The organism is Alishewanella sp. SMS8, assembly GCF_030737935.1.
Lineage (GTDB): Bacteria > Pseudomonadota > Gammaproteobacteria > Enterobacterales > Alteromonadaceae > Alishewanella > Alishewanella maricola.
On the sequence record NZ_JAPJEA010000002.1, the window covers coordinates 356,041 to 372,078 of the forward strand.

Consider the following 16,038-nt stretch of genomic DNA (forward strand, 5'->3'; position numbering starts at 1 on the left):
TATTCAAACTAGCTCTGATAACGTTCATTCCTTCGAACTTGATGCCTTCAACGAACTCCCGTCGGTTCTTAAATCCGTTGGGACTTTGAAACGGACCCGGACCAAAACTCGACTTTAGCTCATGTAGATATTGGAAATTCACCTTGGCGTGGTTGCACAGTTGGTCCGGATTTCCAGCAGTCCCGGTCCATCTCCGTGCCTTTCACCCCTTACGGACAGACTCAATCCCACACAGATCATAGAAAATCGCCATTTTTCGCCAAAAAAAGATAGCCGTGTCGGGGGGGCTATCTTTGGGTGGATTTAGTCTTCTACTGTGGTTACCACGTCGAAGACCTCCATCCGCACGTACTCAATGAAGTTTTGCTCGAACAGTCGGTACATCTCTTCACCAATACCAAGGACTTGTGGCCGGTAACCACGCATTTCAAAGCAGTTCTGACCAAAGTCAAAGTCCAGCTCTTTGGCAAGCTCAGCACACCAACCCATGCCCACAAAGGAAAAGCTGGTGATGTAGTCAATTTGCCAGGCGCTGTTGCGCCAAACCAGTCTGACTTCAACTGGGTGATAACCACCAGATTCTGCGCAGTACTCCGGGTCCCGAAAGTTAATCGTCGCATCAGTCAGGGTATCAAGTCCTTCTGTTGCTGGAATTAACTGTTTTAGCAGTACCTGTGCGAGTTCGTTGCTGACAGGCAAAGCAAGGCCATTCAGCTCAATCGTCTGTTCCATAATGTGTTCTCTTCGTTGATTTTCAGGGCTACGGGGTTGCAGCCTTAGCGGTATGAGCGGGGTTAATCAGTTAGCCAGCGAGGGCCAACAGGGTTTTACATTTCAGGTCAAAATCAGCGGCAAGTTGGTGCAAGAAGGTTCCTTCCGGGCTTGGTTGGATAAGGCCGATATCCGCGCTTCGCAAAATGCCCGATAAGAAGGACACATTGTTGCTGCTTTTACCGACCATCACTTTTTTGAACACGTTGCTTTTGAAGCTCTGCTCTTTCAGTGGTTTCAGTAGATCAATGATGGCAGTGACACTGACCCACTCTTTTGAGTGCAGGCCACCACCTTCATTACCACTGATTCTGAGATATAAGCTGTTGTCTTCATCTTTCACGGCCAGTTGAAAGAATACGGCTCCGGCGGATTTTGGACTGAGCTTACTGGCCACACCTTTATCAATTAAAAAGGTGTAACCTGCATCAGGATTTGTTGTTTCAGTCGCTTGTTCAGTTACAACAGGTTCTTTCACTGCTTTGGTTGTCTTGGGTTTCATATTGGTATCCTTCAGATTTCATTATGCATTTGACTTGCAGATGCATGATGGTGGGGTTTAATCACATTGCTTAATGTGGCAATAGCACTTAGCAACACGCCTAAATCATCGATGTAGCCAGCCCAAATCACTGGGTCTGGCATGGCATCGAATGGGTTTAGAAGGTAAAGAAGCGCTGCGACCACAACTGTCTTGGCCCAAGCTGGGCAATCCGCATCAAGCAGCAGTGCATAAAGCAGCAATGCAGCCATGAACAATTGCTTCAGGCCTTTGATGTCCTTGAGTTTTGCCAGCATTGAGGCATGGGGAACATCGCTCATAACGTCGCCCTTGTCCGCGCATCCGGAGTTAAGATGAGGTAAGTTCCTGCGCCGCTATCCGTGGTAATTGCCATCAACAGCTCATAACTGTCAGGCAAATCTTCAACAACATCTGGCACCGATAACGCCTGCATTACGCGGTAATAAGTGGCATCTTTTGGCTTTGCGGAAAGCTCTCGTAGGTCATCACAGATGGCCAATAAGCAACCTGCTTCAGTCCAAAAGCCAATGGCATTGTCTTCATCGCCAAAAGGCTCAATCAGGATTTGTTTCACCACAGCAAACACATGATGCGGCAGTGACACGTTATCTGGCGTTGGCCAACCTTCAATCAATTGCATAGGTCTTGCTCCATAAATGAAAAAGCCCCAATCCGTGAACAGCAAAACTGTTCAGCGGATTAGGGCTATTGGGTTACAGCTAAAGGTTAGATTTGAAACAAGTCAGAGACTTTCTGACTGGTATTCTGGATAGAACGTAGGCTCAGTTTGGCGTAACGCTCTGAGCTTTGAATGGACTGGTGGGCAAGCTGTGCTTTCACTTCATTGAGTGAAAACCCAGCAGACACCATGTTACTCGCAGTGGTATGCCTAAGCGTGTGGATACAGATGTTCTCCACATCAGTAATTCCCGCTTGCAACAACATCGCTCGAAACGAAAAGCGAATATCGCAAATCGGTCGCCCTTTCTTTTCACCGGGGAAAATATAGGGATTACCTCGCACCTTCGGCATCAACGCTAATGTTTCCAAGGCCAAGTCAGTCAGGTACACCACCCGGCCTCGTTTGTTCTTGGTTTGCTCTGGCGGAATAATCAGGGTCCGCTTGTCCAGATCTAGATTGTCATAAGTTGCAAAACGAAGCTCCGACGAACGGCAACCTGTTAATAGCAGCATGATAACCAAGGCACCGGCAGTCTGTTTCTTGTAGTTTCGCGCCACTTTGATAAGTGCCTGCGATTCTTCCAAGTCCAGAAACCGGGTTCGGACATTGTTTTCCCGAAACAACTGGATTTTGGCTGGCTGGTTCACCTCCACTAAACCAAGCCTGACTGCATGTGCACAAATCGTTTTTAACAACGCTAAGATGCGATTGCAGGTGGCAGGAGTGTAAGGTTTACCATGTCGCTTTCGTAACTTTAAGCCCAACTGAAATTGCTGCACCTGAGCCGCAGTCACTTCTTCAAAACGCATATCGCCAAACGCCGGACCTATGAAATACTCAAAGCGCTGCTGATCCAATTTCCAGGATTTGTTCTTTCCCTTTATTAGCGGAAGATAGATATCCCAGAAAAATTGACTAACAGTCGGTATCTTTTTAATCTCATCGCGTTCAGCTTTTGGATCATGGCCTTCAGCGATCTGTTGCAGATGCTTACGGGCAATCTTGCGAGCAAGCGTGACATCTATATCCGGAAAGCGACCAATCGCGATTGACGTTTTTCTACCGGCCTGAGACGTGTACCGAAGCAACCATCGTTTACTACCAGATTTGCCAGAAAGGCACTTAAGCCCAATGACTTCAGTATCTGACACTTCTAAGTCAGTACCTTTTGCATTAGGCGGATTTGCGGGAAGCGCTTTAATACGCTCGTTGGTGAACTTGAATTTTTTCTCCATCTGAATACCTCACAGTGACAGTATCAGGTGGATTAATATATGTTTGAGTGATTTGAATTTCCGGTTTGTGCCAAAAGCTGACATTACTGGTTTAATCAGTCACAATTCAAAGTTGTTTTACATATTGTTAATGTTCACTAAAATAGTGACAGCAGTATCGAAAATAACTATGTCAGTGACAAGGTATGCACTTTGGGGCAGATCCATTTGAAGATCTGCACTTTAATGCACATTAAAGTGCAGAATAGAATCTATGTCTTATCATTATCTAATGTATGTAGTCTCTAAAGAGTACACTTAAGTTAAGCTTTAATTTAATAATCAGTGATATGCTTCGCGTATCTTATTTAGCGAGCGAGGATTGCTCTTTTCTTTCGCAGACTCATTATCTTAGTGATAGTAAATGAATAAAAAAATTAAACATGAGTACCAAATCAGCATGCGCTCAGCCATGGAGGCTGAACAAGTCAATGATTTAGACAATGCGTTTAAGTCTCTTGAAAGAGCGCATATTTTAGGGCAGAGATATTTTATACCGCATATAGCGACGCACTGGCAGATGTTGCGGATTGGGCTTAAACGCAATGATAATCGCGAGGTTATTGGTCAGATCGTCCGTTTGATAGCAACGGTTCCGGGTTTTATATTTGGTTGGGTTCCAAGGGGAAATCCTGGTGGGGCGAATATCTCTGCTTTAAAGCCAGTGCCCTTGCCAGCTGACTTGCAACCCTTGCTAGCTGACAGCCCCATTTGGCGGGACGTCTTAATACGCCTGACTATTTACGCGGTTATCGTTTTAATCGTATTGGCATAAACACCCATCTTATTGCCAAAACGTTCGAAAGCCTGCTTCGCTGAGCATTGGGCTACAGCGAAGCAGATTAATGATTATTCCGTTTGCTGTTTGCGGCTATCGTTTTTGTGTACCAAATGATATAGCACTGGCAATACCAGCAAGGTCAGTAAGGTTGACGAGATAATACCGCCAATCACCACTGTCGCCAGCGGACGCTGCACTTCAGCACCGGTGCCAATATTAATCGCCATCGGTACAAAGCCAAGGCTCGCGACCAAAGCGGTCATTAGCACAGGGCGCAACCGGGTAAGCGCGCCTTCCGTTATCGCAAGCAGCAAGTCACCTTTTTCACGCCAGAGATCGCGAATAAAGCTCAGCATCACCAGGCCGTTCAGCACCGCCACACCTGATAAGGCGATAAAGCCAATGCCGGCAGAGATTGATAAAGGCATCCCCCTCAAGTACAACGCCAGCACGCCACCGGTAAGCGCCAACGGCACACCGCTGAAGATAATCAGCGCATCTTTTAATGACGCAAAAGCCATCACCAGAATACCTAAAATCAGCAGCAACGTAACAGGCACCACTATGCTAAGGCGCTGACTTGCTGACTCCAATTGCTCAAAAGTACCGCCATAATCCAGCCAGTAACCGGCTGGTAATGCAACGTCGCGGTTGATTTGGGCCTTTACCTCTTCTACAAAACTGCCAAGGTCTCGCCCACGCACATTCGCGGTTACCACTACCCGGCGTTTGCCATTTTCACGACTAATTTGTGCCGGCGCAGGCGATAAATCTAAGGTAGCCACTTCCTGCAACGGCACAAAGTCCCCATTTGGCAATGGCACCGGCAACACTGCCAGTTTGTCCAGATCGCGACGCAGGGTTTCCGGCAAGCGCACTATCAGCTCAAAGCGTCTGTCACCTTCATACAGAATACCGGCCGACGTACCACCAATTGCCGCTGCTACCCAATCCTGTAGTTCAACCACATTTAAGCCGTAACGGGCAAGCGCGGTTCGATTGGGGATCACCGACAAGGTTGGCAAACCAGTGACTTGTTCGACTTTAGTATCCGCAGCACCTTGCACCTTGTTGACCGCTTGCAGAATTTGATTAGCGCTTGTAACCAGCTGATCTAAATCATCACCAAATACCTTAATACCCAGATCTGCCCGTACACCGGAAATCAGTTCATTAAAACGCATCTGAATAGGTTGGGTAAATTCATAGTTATTGCCAGGCAATGTCGCCAAAGCAGCTTCCATTTCAGTGACCAATTGGGCTTTGGTTTTATCCGGATTGGGCCATTCACTGCGCGGTTTTAATATCACAAAGTTGTCAGCCACATTGGGTGGCATCGGATCGGTCGCCACTTCTGCCGTACCAATTCTGGCAAACACTTTATCAACCTCAGCAAAGGTTTTGATCTTCTGCTCCAGAATTTCCTGCATTGCAACGGCTTGTTCTAAGCCGGTGCCCGGAATACGCATGGCATGTAAAGCGATATCGCCCTCATCAAGCTGAGGCACAAACTCCGATCCCAGGGTGGTGGCCAGCCACAGACACACACCAACCAGAGCACTGGCCAAACCGATGACCAGAGCGCGCCATTTCAGTGCCAGCGCTAATAGCGGTGCGTACAAGGTTTTAGCGCTTCTGATAACCGCACTTTCTTTTTCACTGATTTTACCATTTAAGAACACCGCCACAGCGGCTGGTACAATCGTCAGTGACAACACCATGGCGGATAACAGCGCAATAACGACAGTCGCTGCCATAGGATGAAACATTTTACCTTCGACACCGGTCAGCGAAAAAATAGGGATATACACTATGGTAATGATGGCCACACCGAACAAACTGGGCCGGATAACCTCTGCTGTTGCCAGATACACTGTATTTAAGCGCTCTCTCAGCGGTTGGATACTGCCGTTGTGTTGTGCCTGTGCCAGGCGGCGAACCGCATTTTCGACAATAATCACCGTGCCATCAACAATTAAGCCAAAATCCAGCGCACCCAGGCTCATCAGGTTGGCAGAAACGCCGGCTTGTACCATGCCGGTAATGGTCATCAGCATTGATAGCGGGATCACTGCCGCAGTGATTAACGCTGCCCGCAGGTTACCCAGCAGGATAAACAACACTACGATCACCAATAATGCGCCTTCCAGCAGGTTTTTACTGACGGTTGCAATGGCTTTATCCACTAAGGTGGTGCGGTCATATACTGCTTCAGCAATAACACCCTCTGGCAGAGAGCTTTTGCTCTGCTCCAGCTTTTGCGCCACATCCCGTGCCACTGTGCGTGAGTTTTCACCAATTAACATCATGGCTGTACCCAGCACCGCTTCTTTGCCATCCTGAGTTGCCGCACCGGTTCGCAGCTCTTTGCCAATGGCAACGTCGGCAACGTCACTCAGCTTTACCGGTATAGCGTCGTATTGCGTAATAATGACATTGGCAATGTCATCCAGTGAGGTTAACTGACCGGGCGAGCGTACCAGCAGTTGCATGCCTTCACGTTCAATATAACCAGCGCCTCTGTTGTCATTGTTGGCTTGCAGGGCCAGCTCAATATCCTTAATACTCAGGCCATAATTAAGCAGTTTCAGTGGGTCGGGTAACACATGGTATTGCTTGTTATAGCCGCCAATACTGTTTACTTCCACCACACCTTTAACTTGTGCCAGCTGAGGTTTTATTATCCAGTCCTGAATTTCCCGCAGTGCCATGGCATCGTAAGGTGAACCATTTTGTTGCAGTGCACCCGGTTTGGCCTGCACGGTATACATAAAGATTTCACCAAGCCCGGTTGAAATAGGGCCCATTTCAGGCTCTATGCCCTCAGGCAACATATCCTTGATAGCGCCCAACCGGGTGTTGATTAGATTGCGGGCAAAGTAGATGTCCGTGCCTTCTTCAAATACCACCGTTACCTGTGACAAGCCATAACGAGACAAAGAACGGGTATAACTTAAATTGGGTAAGCCATACAGGGCAGTTTCTACCGGATAGGTAATACGCTGCTCGGCCTCAAGTGGCGAATAACCCGGTGCTGCGGTGTTTATTTGTACCTGAACGTTAGTAATATCCGGCACTGCATCAATCGGTAACTGTTGGTAGCTCCAGCTACCAATGGCAATAATCAACAGTGTCAGCGTTAAAAATAGATACCGCCTCGCAATAGCCAGGCGCAACATGGATTCAATCATAGTGCCCCCTTAATGCGCGTGCTCGGCTTCAGATTTCTCAATATCCGCTTTTAACAGATAGCTATTTGTCGTGACATACCACTGGCCGGGCTTTAAACCGGCAATCACTTCGACATAATCCATGTCGCTACGGCCAAGCTGTAATGGGGTAAAGGCATATTCGCTATTGTTTTTTACGAAGACTCCGCTTTTATTGTCCAGTATTTGAATGGCCGACTTTTTAACGGCAAGCTCAACGTTGAATTCACCGCTTATTACAGCACCCTCGATTAATTGCCCGGACGACAGTTTACCGTCACGGTTATCCAGCTTAACTCTGGCCAGTTGATAGGGCTGGGTTAATGACGGAATGATATGCGCAATTACGCCGTTAATCTCAGTGTCAGCGGCCATAATGACCACTGTTTGTCCTGTCGCGACAGCAACTTGTTGTGATGGGTACACGCGAAAATCGGCCCACAGGCTGCCAAAATCAGCAATGCTGAACAGCGTCTGCTGCTGTGCGATTTCACCAACATTGGCGCTGCGCTGAATAACAACGCCGTCAATTGGTGCTTTAATGGCATAGGTATTTAAGCTCTCATTTGACTCGACAACGGCCAGCACATCGCCTGCTTTTACGCTGTCACCCAGTGAGAATTTCACCGAGGTAAGAAGACCGGGAAAACGGGCATTAACATGGCTTATGCGGTTTGGATCAGCACTAAGCTTGCCATAAACCACCTGATGTTGGCGTAATAACTGGCTGTCAGCACGATCAGTGACAATATTTACCGCCGTAGCCATATCATCACTAATGCGGCTGCTTAGGGTTTCATTGTGTTCATGCTCGTCGTTTTCGTCGTGCCCTTCATGCTCATTGTGTTCTTCATGTTCTTCATGTTCTTCGTTCTCGCCGTGTTTTTCGTGCTCTTCATTTTTCTTAGCGTCAGATTGCGGTTTTACCGCTTGCTCTTTGGCATGGACATGCGCATGTTCTTGCTCATTGGCAGCCATTACTTGCATCGGCATCAGCCAGGCTGCAATAAACATTGCCAGTGTTAGATGTGACTTCATAATGCTATCTTCCTGTATATTCTGTTTGCCACGTCGCACAGTTAATGAAGTGCGGCACCGGGGCAATAATCTTGTCAGTTACTGCGTTACCGGCTCGGCGGTAAGCTGTTCAATCGTCGCCTGGCTCAATAGCACCGCAGTGGCGGTTTCCAGTATTTGTCTTTTTGCCTGCAACAATTCTTGCTGGGCATTAAGCCAATCTTGATAATTTGAGCGCCCGCGCTGGTATGCATCACGCGTAAGATCCAGCGCTTGTTCCAGGTTGGGGATCACGTACTGCGCCAACTGTTGGTGACTGGTAATGAATTGCTGCCGTTGCGAGTAGGCATCAAACAAGCGTTCATGCAGGATCAGTAAGCTATCCTGCTGCCGATACTCGACATTGTTTCGCTCTGCCAGCGCAGCTTCGATGGCTGCACTATTGCGACGTTCAGCAAATAATGGCACTGAGATACCAAAGGTAAGGCCTGTATCGTCACTGGCCTGATAGCGTCTTACCCCTACTTGCCAACTCAGATCTGCGCGGTTTTGGCTTTGCGCCAGTCGCACTTCAGCGTCTTTTAACCGACGTTCAGAGGCAAAAATGGTTAACGCCGGCGATTGTTGCAGCCGCTGATACAGCTCGGCAAAAGGGCGGCTTTGACCAAAAGCAAACAAATTACCTGCCACAACGTTAAAGTTGGCGCTGGTATCACCCCAAAAACGTGCTATGGCTATTTTTTGCCGCTCAATGCGCTGCAACAGGGCGTCCCGCCCGATCTGAACCTGAGCCAGTTGCGCCTTTGCCCGCATGATTTCAGCATCTGACAAGGCACCGCTGGCGGCACGTTTTTCTGCGCTTTGCAGCAGGGCTTCTGAGAGCTCTACTGCCTCTTCTGTCAGTGTCAATTCCTGCTGGCTGGCCAATAGATTAATATAATTGCGGGTAAGTTCGGCCAGCACATCGAGGGTTTGCGCTTGTTGCTGCCAATCAAGAGTATTGAGCCTGGCGTCTACTACCGCAGCGCGCCACTGAGCTTTGTTATCCAGCTCTATCACGGAAGATAAGGCGACTGTCAGCTCAGCACCGGCCAGCCCTCTGGCCTCTCCGGTGCCCGCAACGTTCTCAAGCTCTACACCGAGTTGATAACCGGGTTTAAGGCTTTGCACATCACGCTCTGCCAGCAGTCGCTGTTGGGTAAATTTAAACTGATGCAGCTGCGGGTTGTGTTGCAGTGTTTTATCTATTGCCTGTTGTAATGTCAGTGCTTGCGGCTCGGCACATAGCGGAAGCGCGCAAAATACCGCCGCCAGTATTGCTGGCAGCATTAGTGTCATACGCATGGGTATGCTCCTGAAAGTTAATCGTTAATAAAAAGGATAAACAAGCAGGATCAGATATTTGGCGGCGGCACCGGTGGGCGATAGCTAATGAGGTTTAACCCTGGTTGGGTAGCGGCTATAACGCTGTCACGGAAGTTAAGCACCTCCATGCCCTGAAAAAAAGCGATATAGCAGTTGACATGAGCATGATTACTGTGTTCGTCGGTATCATGCTCAGAGTTATGTTCAACGTTATGTGCAGTGACTTGCTCACTGCTTACGTCGAAAAGGGTATCTGAGTGGCAGTGTTCATGTTGCAGGTCAGTGTAGGTATGGGCATGATCGGGCAAATGCATAACTAACGCATCACAGGCCATCACGGCATGATTCAGCATAGTCAGCAACAGTAATAATAAGCCTGATGTACGACCTAACATAAATCCCTCAGTAAGTTAGCGCTATGGTAGCGCTATTGCGACTTAACAACAAGCTACGCTTTTAGCTGTAAAATCCTGCGCGCACCATTGAGTACAACTAATCCAATGATGAACCCTATTACCAGATCCGGATAGCGTGACCCGGTCCAGGTGACTAATAATCCGGCCAAAATCACCCCTGCATTTGCGATAACGTCATTTGCAGAAAAAATCCAACTGGCTTTCATATGCGCGCCGCTTTCTTTTTGTTGATGAATTAACGAAAGACAGATCACATTAGCAACCAAAGCAATAGCGCCCATAATTAACATCAACGTCGACACAGGCTCGCTACCAAACAGGTAGCGCCGTATCACCTCACTGATCACCCCTAAGGCTAAAGCCAATTGCAGCCAGCCGGCAAGCTGTGCGGCGTTTAATTGAACCTTGCTACTACGCCCGACTGCGTATAGCGCAACCCCGTATACCGCTGCATCGGCAAACATATCCAGAGAGTCAGCTATTAACCCGGTTGATTGGGCCAGCCAACCGGTCACAAACTCTACTGCAAACATCACCGCGTTAATGCCCAGCAACCACTTTAAAATTAACCCCTCACGCTGCGAACCTGATGCTGTGGATTGTCTGGCCTGCGTTACCTCTTCGTGTTTCACCGGCCCGGTCTTTGTCAGCGATGCGCCCAGCCCTAAGCTGTGCATTTTTGGTGTAATTTCATTGGCATTAACTGTGTGAAAAACGCGAACCTGCCGTTGTGGGATATCAAACTGTAACAGAACACCAGGCTCAACTGTTTCCAGCGCCATACGGATCAAACGCTCTTCGGCAGGGCAGTCCATTTTAGGCACCCTAAATTCACTAAGGTAGGCATATTTTGCATGCTTATCAGGTGCATCAACGGCGCTATTTTCACTGTTGCCCGTTTCGCTACACTTATCATTGGAACAGCATTTTGGATTCATAACCGATAAACCTTGGGTTGTTATGGAACATAGTTTAAAGTCTATAGTAACTATAGAGTCAATAGGCCGCAGCATGATAATAAAAATTGGTGAGCTGGCAAAAATCTCCGGCTGTTCTGTTCAAACTATCCGTCACTATGACAAGGAGCAGCTTCTTTCGGCGAAAATACGTAGTGATGGCAATTTTCGTCTCTATGATCAGGCCGACATCGAGCGACTGCTATTTATTAAACACTGCCGGAGTTTAGATCTGAGTTTGGCAGAAATTCGTCAGTTACTGAGTTTGAATGACTCGCCAATGTCGCAGTGTGATGATGTCAATCAGATGATTGAACAGCATATCGAACAGGTAGAACGTCGCATAGCGGATTTAACGCAGCTTAATAAACAACTAAAGGCTTTACGTCTTAGCTGCAACTCGAAGCGCACGGTAGAGCACTGTGGTATTTTAAAACAACTGAATGAAGCCGTTAGTCAAACCAACTAAGTTGTTATCAGCAATAAATAGGTGAGTCTTAATGCACCAGCACAACCATTCACATATCAAAGACGACAGCGACAACCGGATCGCTATGGCTTTTTTTCTTAATGTGGGTTTCACCATAATTGAGTTTATCGGCGGTTGGTTAACCAACAGCACAGCAATTATGGCAGATGCAGTGCATGACCTGGGTGATAGCTTATCTATTGGCAGTGCATGGCTGTTGAACCGGCTTGGCCGAAAGTCTGCAAACCGACAATTTACTTACGGCTACCGCAGATTGTCATTGTTTGGCGCCTTAATTAACGGCTTGGTATTGATTGCCGGATCGGTTTGGGTACTGACTGAGGCAATACCGCGGCTGGCTAACCCGGTAATGCCAGTGACAGAGGGAATGCTGGCTTTAGCTGTGCTGGGTGTTGCAGTCAATGGCTTTGCCGCTTACCGCTTGAGTAAAGGAAATACACTGAATGAAAAAGTGCTGAATTGGCATTTGCTTGAAGACGTTCTTGGGTGGGTTGCAGTTTTGGTTGTGGCTATTGTGTTGCAATTTGTGGATTGGCCTATCCTTGACCCTTTGCTTTCTATTGGTTTCACCTTATTTATTTTGGTTAATGTTTTACGAAACCTCAGCACAACTGCGCGTTTATTTCTGCAAGCCGCGCCAGACAGCAAATTGCAAAATGAAATCCAAGATACTTTGCTGAAGATTGATGAGTTAGACAGCATTCATCACCTGCATCTCTGGTCGCTTGATGGTGAACATCATGTACTCACCGCACATGTGGTAACCAATGCCAGCAAGGCATTTACTGCAAACCATTATGCCGATATTAAGCTGCGTATTGCTAACGCATTGGAGCAGTTTGATTTAGCACATACCACGATAGAACTGGAGTTAACACAAGAACATTGTCGGGATGAAGTCCCGGATAAGGTGCAGTGAAGTGACCGTCATTACAACGTTAGGTTTATTTATCATTACTGCAATAGCAGAAATTGTCGGTTGCTATTTGCCTTACTTGTGGCTGAAAAAAGGAGCTTCAGCCTGGGTGCTGTTACCTGCTGCAATCAGTCTGGCATTATTTGCCTGGTTGTTAACGCTTCACCCAACGGCTGCTGGACGTGTTTACGCGGCTTATGGCGGAGTATACGTGACAATAGCAATAGTCTGGTTGTGGGGAGTAGATGGCATTCAACCACACCGCTGGGATCTGGCTGGCGTCGGGCTAATGCTCGCAGGCATGGCAGTGATAATGTTTGCGCCGAGATAAACAATTTGTTTTGAGCACGGTATTACTAGAAGAAAGACTTGGGTACTTTTGTCATTTATATCAATGGTCTTTTGAGCAGCAATTAAGAAATTTTCAGAATAAATTGTTTGTTAAATGTAAGCTTTATCTGAGGTGGTGATAGCAATAATTTATCTTTGTTGGTGACAAGGTATGTGCTTTGTCACTGATTCAGTTAAAAATCTGCACTTTAATCACTTTTAAAGTGCAAAATAAGTATGATTTCATTTTATTGACGTTAATGTCCGCTAATCGCTCATATCTGACTTTAAGATTATGCTGGAATAATCCAGCTAACCGGCCAGTTCAGATATGAGCATATAACAGTCATCAATTTGGATTTTTCAATCAAAGTATTTGTGAAATCAGAACAGCCCTTACTATTGCGCTCACACTAAGCTGCCGAGCTCTTGCCACTGCTTGCAACAAACACAACTCAGACTCTGTTAGGTAAAAGTACTGCCGTACTTTTATTTGATCAGATTTTGGTCGGCCTGGCTTGCGAGATTTATATCCGACTGCATCATTTGGCATCTTGGCTAGCCTCAGTAAAATTCAGGATCTGGTCAAACATTTCGTGTATTTGATCCAAAGTATTCAACAGACGTCCCTCACCTTTGCTGTGATGCACCTTTTCAAGCCAAGCACGGCCATCGTAAGTGAGCCTGCCAAACAACGTTGTGTATCTCAGAGAGAATATTGATGTTTGTGGTAACAGATCTCGGAGCGAAATATGGGCAGTACTCAGATTCTTTTCTGTACGATAGTTGTTGATGACAATCGATACTGGTAATCCGAGTGCCTGAGCATGGTTCGCTAAATTGACCGTGTGTGAAAGGCTTACAGCATCAGTCGCTGTTGGAATGATAAAATGCGATACCACCGAAGCCAAATCATTGAGAAGAGACTGTAACTGAACGTCAGAGCCTCGCAAATCATAAATGGCGTTTTCACTTTTCAGCAGATTTTTGGGTATACGACTGGCCGAGCTAGAAAAGACAGTTTGACTGCGAAAGTCCATCATCGGTGGTGTGTTAGTGATGCAGTCGAGGTTGTAATAAGCAGACATCAAGTAGGAAAGTGACGTTGAACCACAGCCCCCTTTGCTGTTAGCGATAAAAATGCTTTTCATAAAATAGTCTCATGTTCTGTGCAACCAGACCTTCCGGTGCGCTATAAGACTGTTCGATAAAAAATCGATATTTTGGTGGCGAAATATCCTCGATAACCAAATTGCCGCGCAGATGGTCCAGGTCCGGTACCGGAAAAACTCCGGTTCTGCTGACAACAAAAAGCTTCGTAATATTGATCGGTGAAAGTCAAAAGCGAGCTTCTGACTACACATAAATTACACATGGCGGACCGGGGATGGACCGGGGCAACATATTTGCAACAGAATGAAGTCTGAAATTTAGACTGTTAAATGGTCAATTCAAATAAGTAAAACCAAATTAAAAGTACATTAGTTTGTTGATTTTGCTAGGTTTTAAGTGGTTTTTATGAAGTTTAAAGCGTTGGATAGTATTGGTGCCTAGGGTCGGACTCGAACCGACACGGAGTTTCCCCCGGCGGATTTTGAACAGACTACAATTAGAATAGCAGTCAACAAAACAATGAGTTACACTCATTTTTAGAAACTTTGCAAATTCTTTGCAAGAACTTCGGACTGCTATCATGCTTAAACGTCAGCCAAAAGAGCAAGTTTTGCTCATAAAAACAGCACCTTTTGCACTCTATAACTGTGGCTCTCTAAGCCTATTTCCAACTGCCAAAGACTCAAATCAACAGTATGGAGAGTGGTTATGAGCGTACAACTTGAACGTCATGATGTTACCACAGGCTTATACATCTTCCTTCAGAATAACAGTAAACGCTGGTACGCTCGATTCGTAATCGATGGTAAATGGTATTGCAAAGCCACTAAAGAAGAGGACAAAGATAAGGCAATAGCCAAAGCTCATCGCATATTCGTTGAACATCAGATTAGGTTCGAAACTAATACACTGACTACCAGTAAACGCTTCAGGGATGTTGCTGAAAAAGCCATTGCCACCATGAAACACGATATGGAACGTGGTGCGGGTAAAGTCATTTATGAAGACTATATAGGCTGCTTAAACAGATACCATATCCCATTCTTCGACCGGACTTTCATCACCAGCATAGACGTTGACGCACTTAGAGCCTTCGATAAGTGGCGTGAAGAAAAGATGAAACGAAAGCCTGCTCGATCTACCCTGCTAACTCATAACGCAGCACTGCAACTGGTATTCAAAGAAGCTGTTGAAAATAAGTGGATGCTGGCCTCACAAATACCAGTACTTGCAGCAGATGGCGCAAATATGGTTCGTCGAGCAGCTTTTACACCTGCGGAATATGAACGCATTCTTGAAAAGTTGTTTGAAATGGAAGAAAACAGCCGGAAAGAAGTAACAAAGCAGATCCGCGAATTGACGCAAGACTACGCGGAATTTGTGATTAATACTGGTATGCGACCAGGTACTGAGCTAGACAACCTAACATGGGGTGATCTTCATATTGAGCGCCATGAGGATCAGGCAACCTTTTATATAAGTGTTCGTAAGGGTAAAACGACACTGCATACTGGTACTCGTGAAGTCGTATGCAAACGCAGTTTACAACGTACAATCTGGCGAATGACAGAGCGATTTCCAAACCGTCAGGCAAAAGATCTTCTGTTTAGATTACCAGACGGTTCAGAAACCAAAGAAATTAGCCGTACCTTTAATGCTGCACTTAAAGAACTTGGCCTTGATGAATCACCACACGGCAAAAGAACACTCTATTCACTGCGTCATTCGTTTATAACGTGGGAATTAGTAGCTCAAAAAGTCACAATTGACGTGCTTGCACGTCAGTGCGGCACAAGTATTGAAATGATCGAACGCCACTACAGCCATGTGATACCTCGGATGTTTAGTCAGCAACTATCAGGTGTGGTGATACCGGATAAAAAGGAAATCGAGAAAAAGTGGGAGCAGAAAGAGTCGATAACAAAGCTCTGGAAAGATCGGTTCATTCAATGGGAAAAGAGCTATAAACGTAAAGGTTGCATTTAATAATAATGTATTTAGGAAAGAATATTTTTTGAGGGAAGCCTACAAATTGCTCCCTCATATTATCTACACTCAATAATATGGTATGGTGACCTTAGAGCGAGCATCTTTTGTCAAAGCGGTTACCGCATATGTATAAAAACCGAAATCGCGCTTTAAGCATAGTTTTTGAAGTAAAAAATCGGAGTGGAACAGCGAGCATAGTATTAACA

The 16,038-nt window shown here is 46.3% G+C and carries 16 protein-coding genes; 5 read left to right on the top strand and 11 right to left on the bottom strand.

All coding sequences use genetic code 11. The features are described 5' to 3' along the window. Positions 1 to 303 precede the first annotated feature (303 nt). The 5 genes from ORJ01_RS09190 to ORJ01_RS09210 all read right to left on the bottom strand — a co-directional run bounded on the left by ORJ01_RS09190 (position 304) and on the right by ORJ01_RS09210 (position 3,211). A complete protein-coding gene (locus ORJ01_RS09190; protein ID WP_306177766.1) occupies positions 304 to 732 on the bottom strand; it encodes a DUF2787 family protein in 429 nt (142 codons plus the stop codon). A 70-nt stretch (positions 733 to 802) separates the two neighbouring features. Beyond that, positions 803 to 1,273, bottom strand: a complete 471-nt coding sequence (locus ORJ01_RS09195; RefSeq protein WP_306177767.1) for a hypothetical protein — start codon at positions 1,271 to 1,273, stop codon at positions 803 to 805. Positions 1,274 to 1,284: 11 nt separating this feature from the next. Then, positions 1,285 to 1,593 (bottom strand): YkvA family protein, encoded by a 309-nt coding sequence (locus ORJ01_RS09200; protein ID WP_306177768.1) that lies wholly within the window; start codon positions 1,591 to 1,593, stop codon positions 1,285 to 1,287. Further along, positions 1,590 to 1,934, bottom strand: coding sequence for a hypothetical protein (locus tag ORJ01_RS09205; protein WP_306177769.1), 345 nt, complete (start codon positions 1,932 to 1,934; stop codon positions 1,590 to 1,592). Before ORJ01_RS09205 ends, ORJ01_RS09200 begins: the two co-directional genes overlap by 4 nt. Positions 1,935 to 2,020: 86 nt before the next feature. Further along, positions 2,021 to 3,211: a site-specific integrase gene (locus tag ORJ01_RS09210; protein ID WP_306177770.1), complete on the bottom strand. Its 1,191-nt coding sequence runs from the start codon at positions 3,209 to 3,211 to the stop codon at positions 2,021 to 2,023. 403 nt (positions 3,212 to 3,614) lie between these two features. On the opposite strand from ORJ01_RS09210, the gene ORJ01_RS09215 reads away from it, so the two are divergent. Next, positions 3,615 to 4,025, top strand: a complete 411-nt coding sequence (locus tag ORJ01_RS09215) for a DUF3703 domain-containing protein (RefSeq protein WP_008985542.1) — start codon at positions 3,615 to 3,617, stop codon at positions 4,023 to 4,025. Positions 4,026 to 4,099: 74 nt separating this feature from the next. On the opposite strand, the gene ORJ01_RS09220 is transcribed toward ORJ01_RS09215, so the two are convergent. The 5 genes from ORJ01_RS09220 to ORJ01_RS09240 all read right to left on the bottom strand — a co-directional run bounded on the left by ORJ01_RS09220 (position 4,100) and on the right by ORJ01_RS09240 (position 10,976). Next, a complete protein-coding gene (locus tag ORJ01_RS09220) occupies positions 4,100 to 7,222 on the bottom strand; it encodes an efflux RND transporter permease subunit (RefSeq protein WP_305976155.1) in 3,123 nt (1,040 codons plus the stop codon). Positions 7,223 to 7,231: 9 nt separating this feature from the next. Continuing rightward, positions 7,232 to 8,278, bottom strand: coding sequence for an efflux RND transporter periplasmic adaptor subunit (locus ORJ01_RS09225; RefSeq protein ID WP_014611698.1), 1,047 nt, complete (start codon positions 8,276 to 8,278; stop codon positions 7,232 to 7,234). 78 nt (positions 8,279 to 8,356) lie between these two features. Then, complete coding sequence (locus ORJ01_RS09230; RefSeq protein ID WP_305976153.1) at positions 8,357 to 9,601, bottom strand: TolC family protein; 1,245 nt, start codon at positions 9,599 to 9,601, stop codon at positions 8,357 to 8,359. A gap of 50 nt (positions 9,602 to 9,651) precedes the next feature. Beyond that, a complete protein-coding gene (locus ORJ01_RS09235) occupies positions 9,652 to 10,017 on the bottom strand; it encodes a cobalt transporter (protein ID WP_306177771.1) in 366 nt (121 codons plus the stop codon). Positions 10,018 to 10,070: 53 nt separating this feature from the next. Further along, positions 10,071 to 10,976, bottom strand: a complete 906-nt coding sequence (locus ORJ01_RS09240; protein WP_011918388.1) for a cation transporter — start codon at positions 10,974 to 10,976, stop codon at positions 10,071 to 10,073. Between the two features lie 73 nt (positions 10,977 to 11,049). Here ORJ01_RS09240 and cadR point away from each other — a divergent pair, with 73 nt between their 5' ends. The 3 genes from cadR to ORJ01_RS09255 are packed head-to-tail and all read left to right on the top strand — an operon-like array spanning position 11,050 to position 12,731. Further along, on the top strand, positions 11,050 to 11,463 hold the full coding sequence (cadR, locus tag ORJ01_RS09245) for a Cd(II)/Pb(II)-responsive transcriptional regulator (RefSeq protein WP_008224336.1): 414 nt from the start codon (positions 11,050 to 11,052) through the stop codon (positions 11,461 to 11,463). 31 nt (positions 11,464 to 11,494) lie between these two features. Further along, positions 11,495 to 12,403, top strand: a complete 909-nt coding sequence (locus ORJ01_RS09250) for a cation diffusion facilitator family transporter (protein WP_132581479.1) — start codon at positions 11,495 to 11,497, stop codon at positions 12,401 to 12,403. A gap of 1 nt (position 12,404) precedes the next feature. Continuing rightward, entirely contained in the window at positions 12,405 to 12,731 is a 327-nt protein-coding gene (locus ORJ01_RS09255) for a YnfA family protein (RefSeq protein ID WP_008224334.1), read from the top strand. A 541-nt stretch (positions 12,732 to 13,272) separates the two neighbouring features. Here the strand turns inward: ORJ01_RS09255 and ORJ01_RS09260 are convergent. Further along, entirely contained in the window at positions 13,273 to 13,881 is a 609-nt protein-coding gene (locus ORJ01_RS09260; protein WP_306177772.1) for a hypothetical protein, read from the bottom strand. Positions 13,882 to 14,551: 670 nt separating this feature from the next. On the opposite strand from ORJ01_RS09260, the gene ORJ01_RS09265 reads away from it, so the two are divergent. Continuing rightward, the gene (locus tag ORJ01_RS09265) at positions 14,552 to 15,829 is read left to right on the top strand and encodes a tyrosine-type recombinase/integrase (protein WP_306177773.1); all 1,278 of its coding nucleotides are present in this window, start codon (positions 14,552 to 14,554) and stop codon (positions 15,827 to 15,829) included. The last annotated feature ends 209 nt before the right edge of the window (positions 15,830 to 16,038 follow it).

What these genes read in the sequence shown, in the direction of transcription:
- ORJ01_RS09190 (WP_306177766.1), bottom strand. Translation starts at nt 732, where the DNA reads ATGGAACAGACGATTGAGCTGAATGGCCTTGCTTTGCCTGTCAGCAAC.
- ORJ01_RS09195 (WP_306177767.1), bottom strand. Translation starts at nt 1,273, where the DNA reads ATGAAACCCAAGACAACCAAAGCAGTGAAAGAACCTGTTGTAACTGAA.
- ORJ01_RS09200 (WP_306177768.1), bottom strand. Translation starts at nt 1,593, where the DNA reads ATGAGCGATGTTCCCCATGCCTCAATGCTGGCAAAACTCAAGGACATC.
- ORJ01_RS09205 (WP_306177769.1), bottom strand. Translation starts at nt 1,934, where the DNA reads ATGCAATTGATTGAAGGTTGGCCAACGCCAGATAACGTGTCACTGCCG.
- ORJ01_RS09210 (WP_306177770.1), bottom strand. Translation starts at nt 3,211, where the DNA reads ATGGAGAAAAAATTCAAGTTCACCAACGAGCGTATTAAAGCGCTTCCC.
- ORJ01_RS09215 (WP_008985542.1), top strand. Translation starts at nt 3,615, where the DNA reads ATGAATAAAAAAATTAAACATGAGTACCAAATCAGCATGCGCTCAGCC.
- ORJ01_RS09220 (WP_305976155.1), bottom strand. Translation starts at nt 7,222, where the DNA reads ATGATTGAATCCATGTTGCGCCTGGCTATTGCGAGGCGGTATCTATTT.
- ORJ01_RS09225 (WP_014611698.1), bottom strand. Translation starts at nt 8,278, where the DNA reads ATGAAGTCACATCTAACACTGGCAATGTTTATTGCAGCCTGGCTGATG.
- ORJ01_RS09230 (WP_305976153.1), bottom strand. Translation starts at nt 9,601, where the DNA reads ATGCGTATGACACTAATGCTGCCAGCAATACTGGCGGCGGTATTTTGC.
- ORJ01_RS09235 (WP_306177771.1), bottom strand. Translation starts at nt 10,017, where the DNA reads ATGTTAGGTCGTACATCAGGCTTATTATTACTGTTGCTGACTATGCTG.
- ORJ01_RS09240 (WP_011918388.1), bottom strand. Translation starts at nt 10,976, where the DNA reads ATGAATCCAAAATGCTGTTCCAATGATAAGTGTAGCGAAACGGGCAAC.
- cadR (WP_008224336.1), top strand. Translation starts at nt 11,050, where the DNA reads ATGATAATAAAAATTGGTGAGCTGGCAAAAATCTCCGGCTGTTCTGTT.
- ORJ01_RS09250 (WP_132581479.1), top strand. Translation starts at nt 11,495, where the DNA reads ATGCACCAGCACAACCATTCACATATCAAAGACGACAGCGACAACCGG.
- ORJ01_RS09260 (WP_306177772.1), bottom strand. Translation starts at nt 13,881, where the DNA reads ATGAAAAGCATTTTTATCGCTAACAGCAAAGGGGGCTGTGGTTCAACG.
- ORJ01_RS09265 (WP_306177773.1), top strand. Translation starts at nt 14,552, where the DNA reads ATGAGCGTACAACTTGAACGTCATGATGTTACCACAGGCTTATACATC.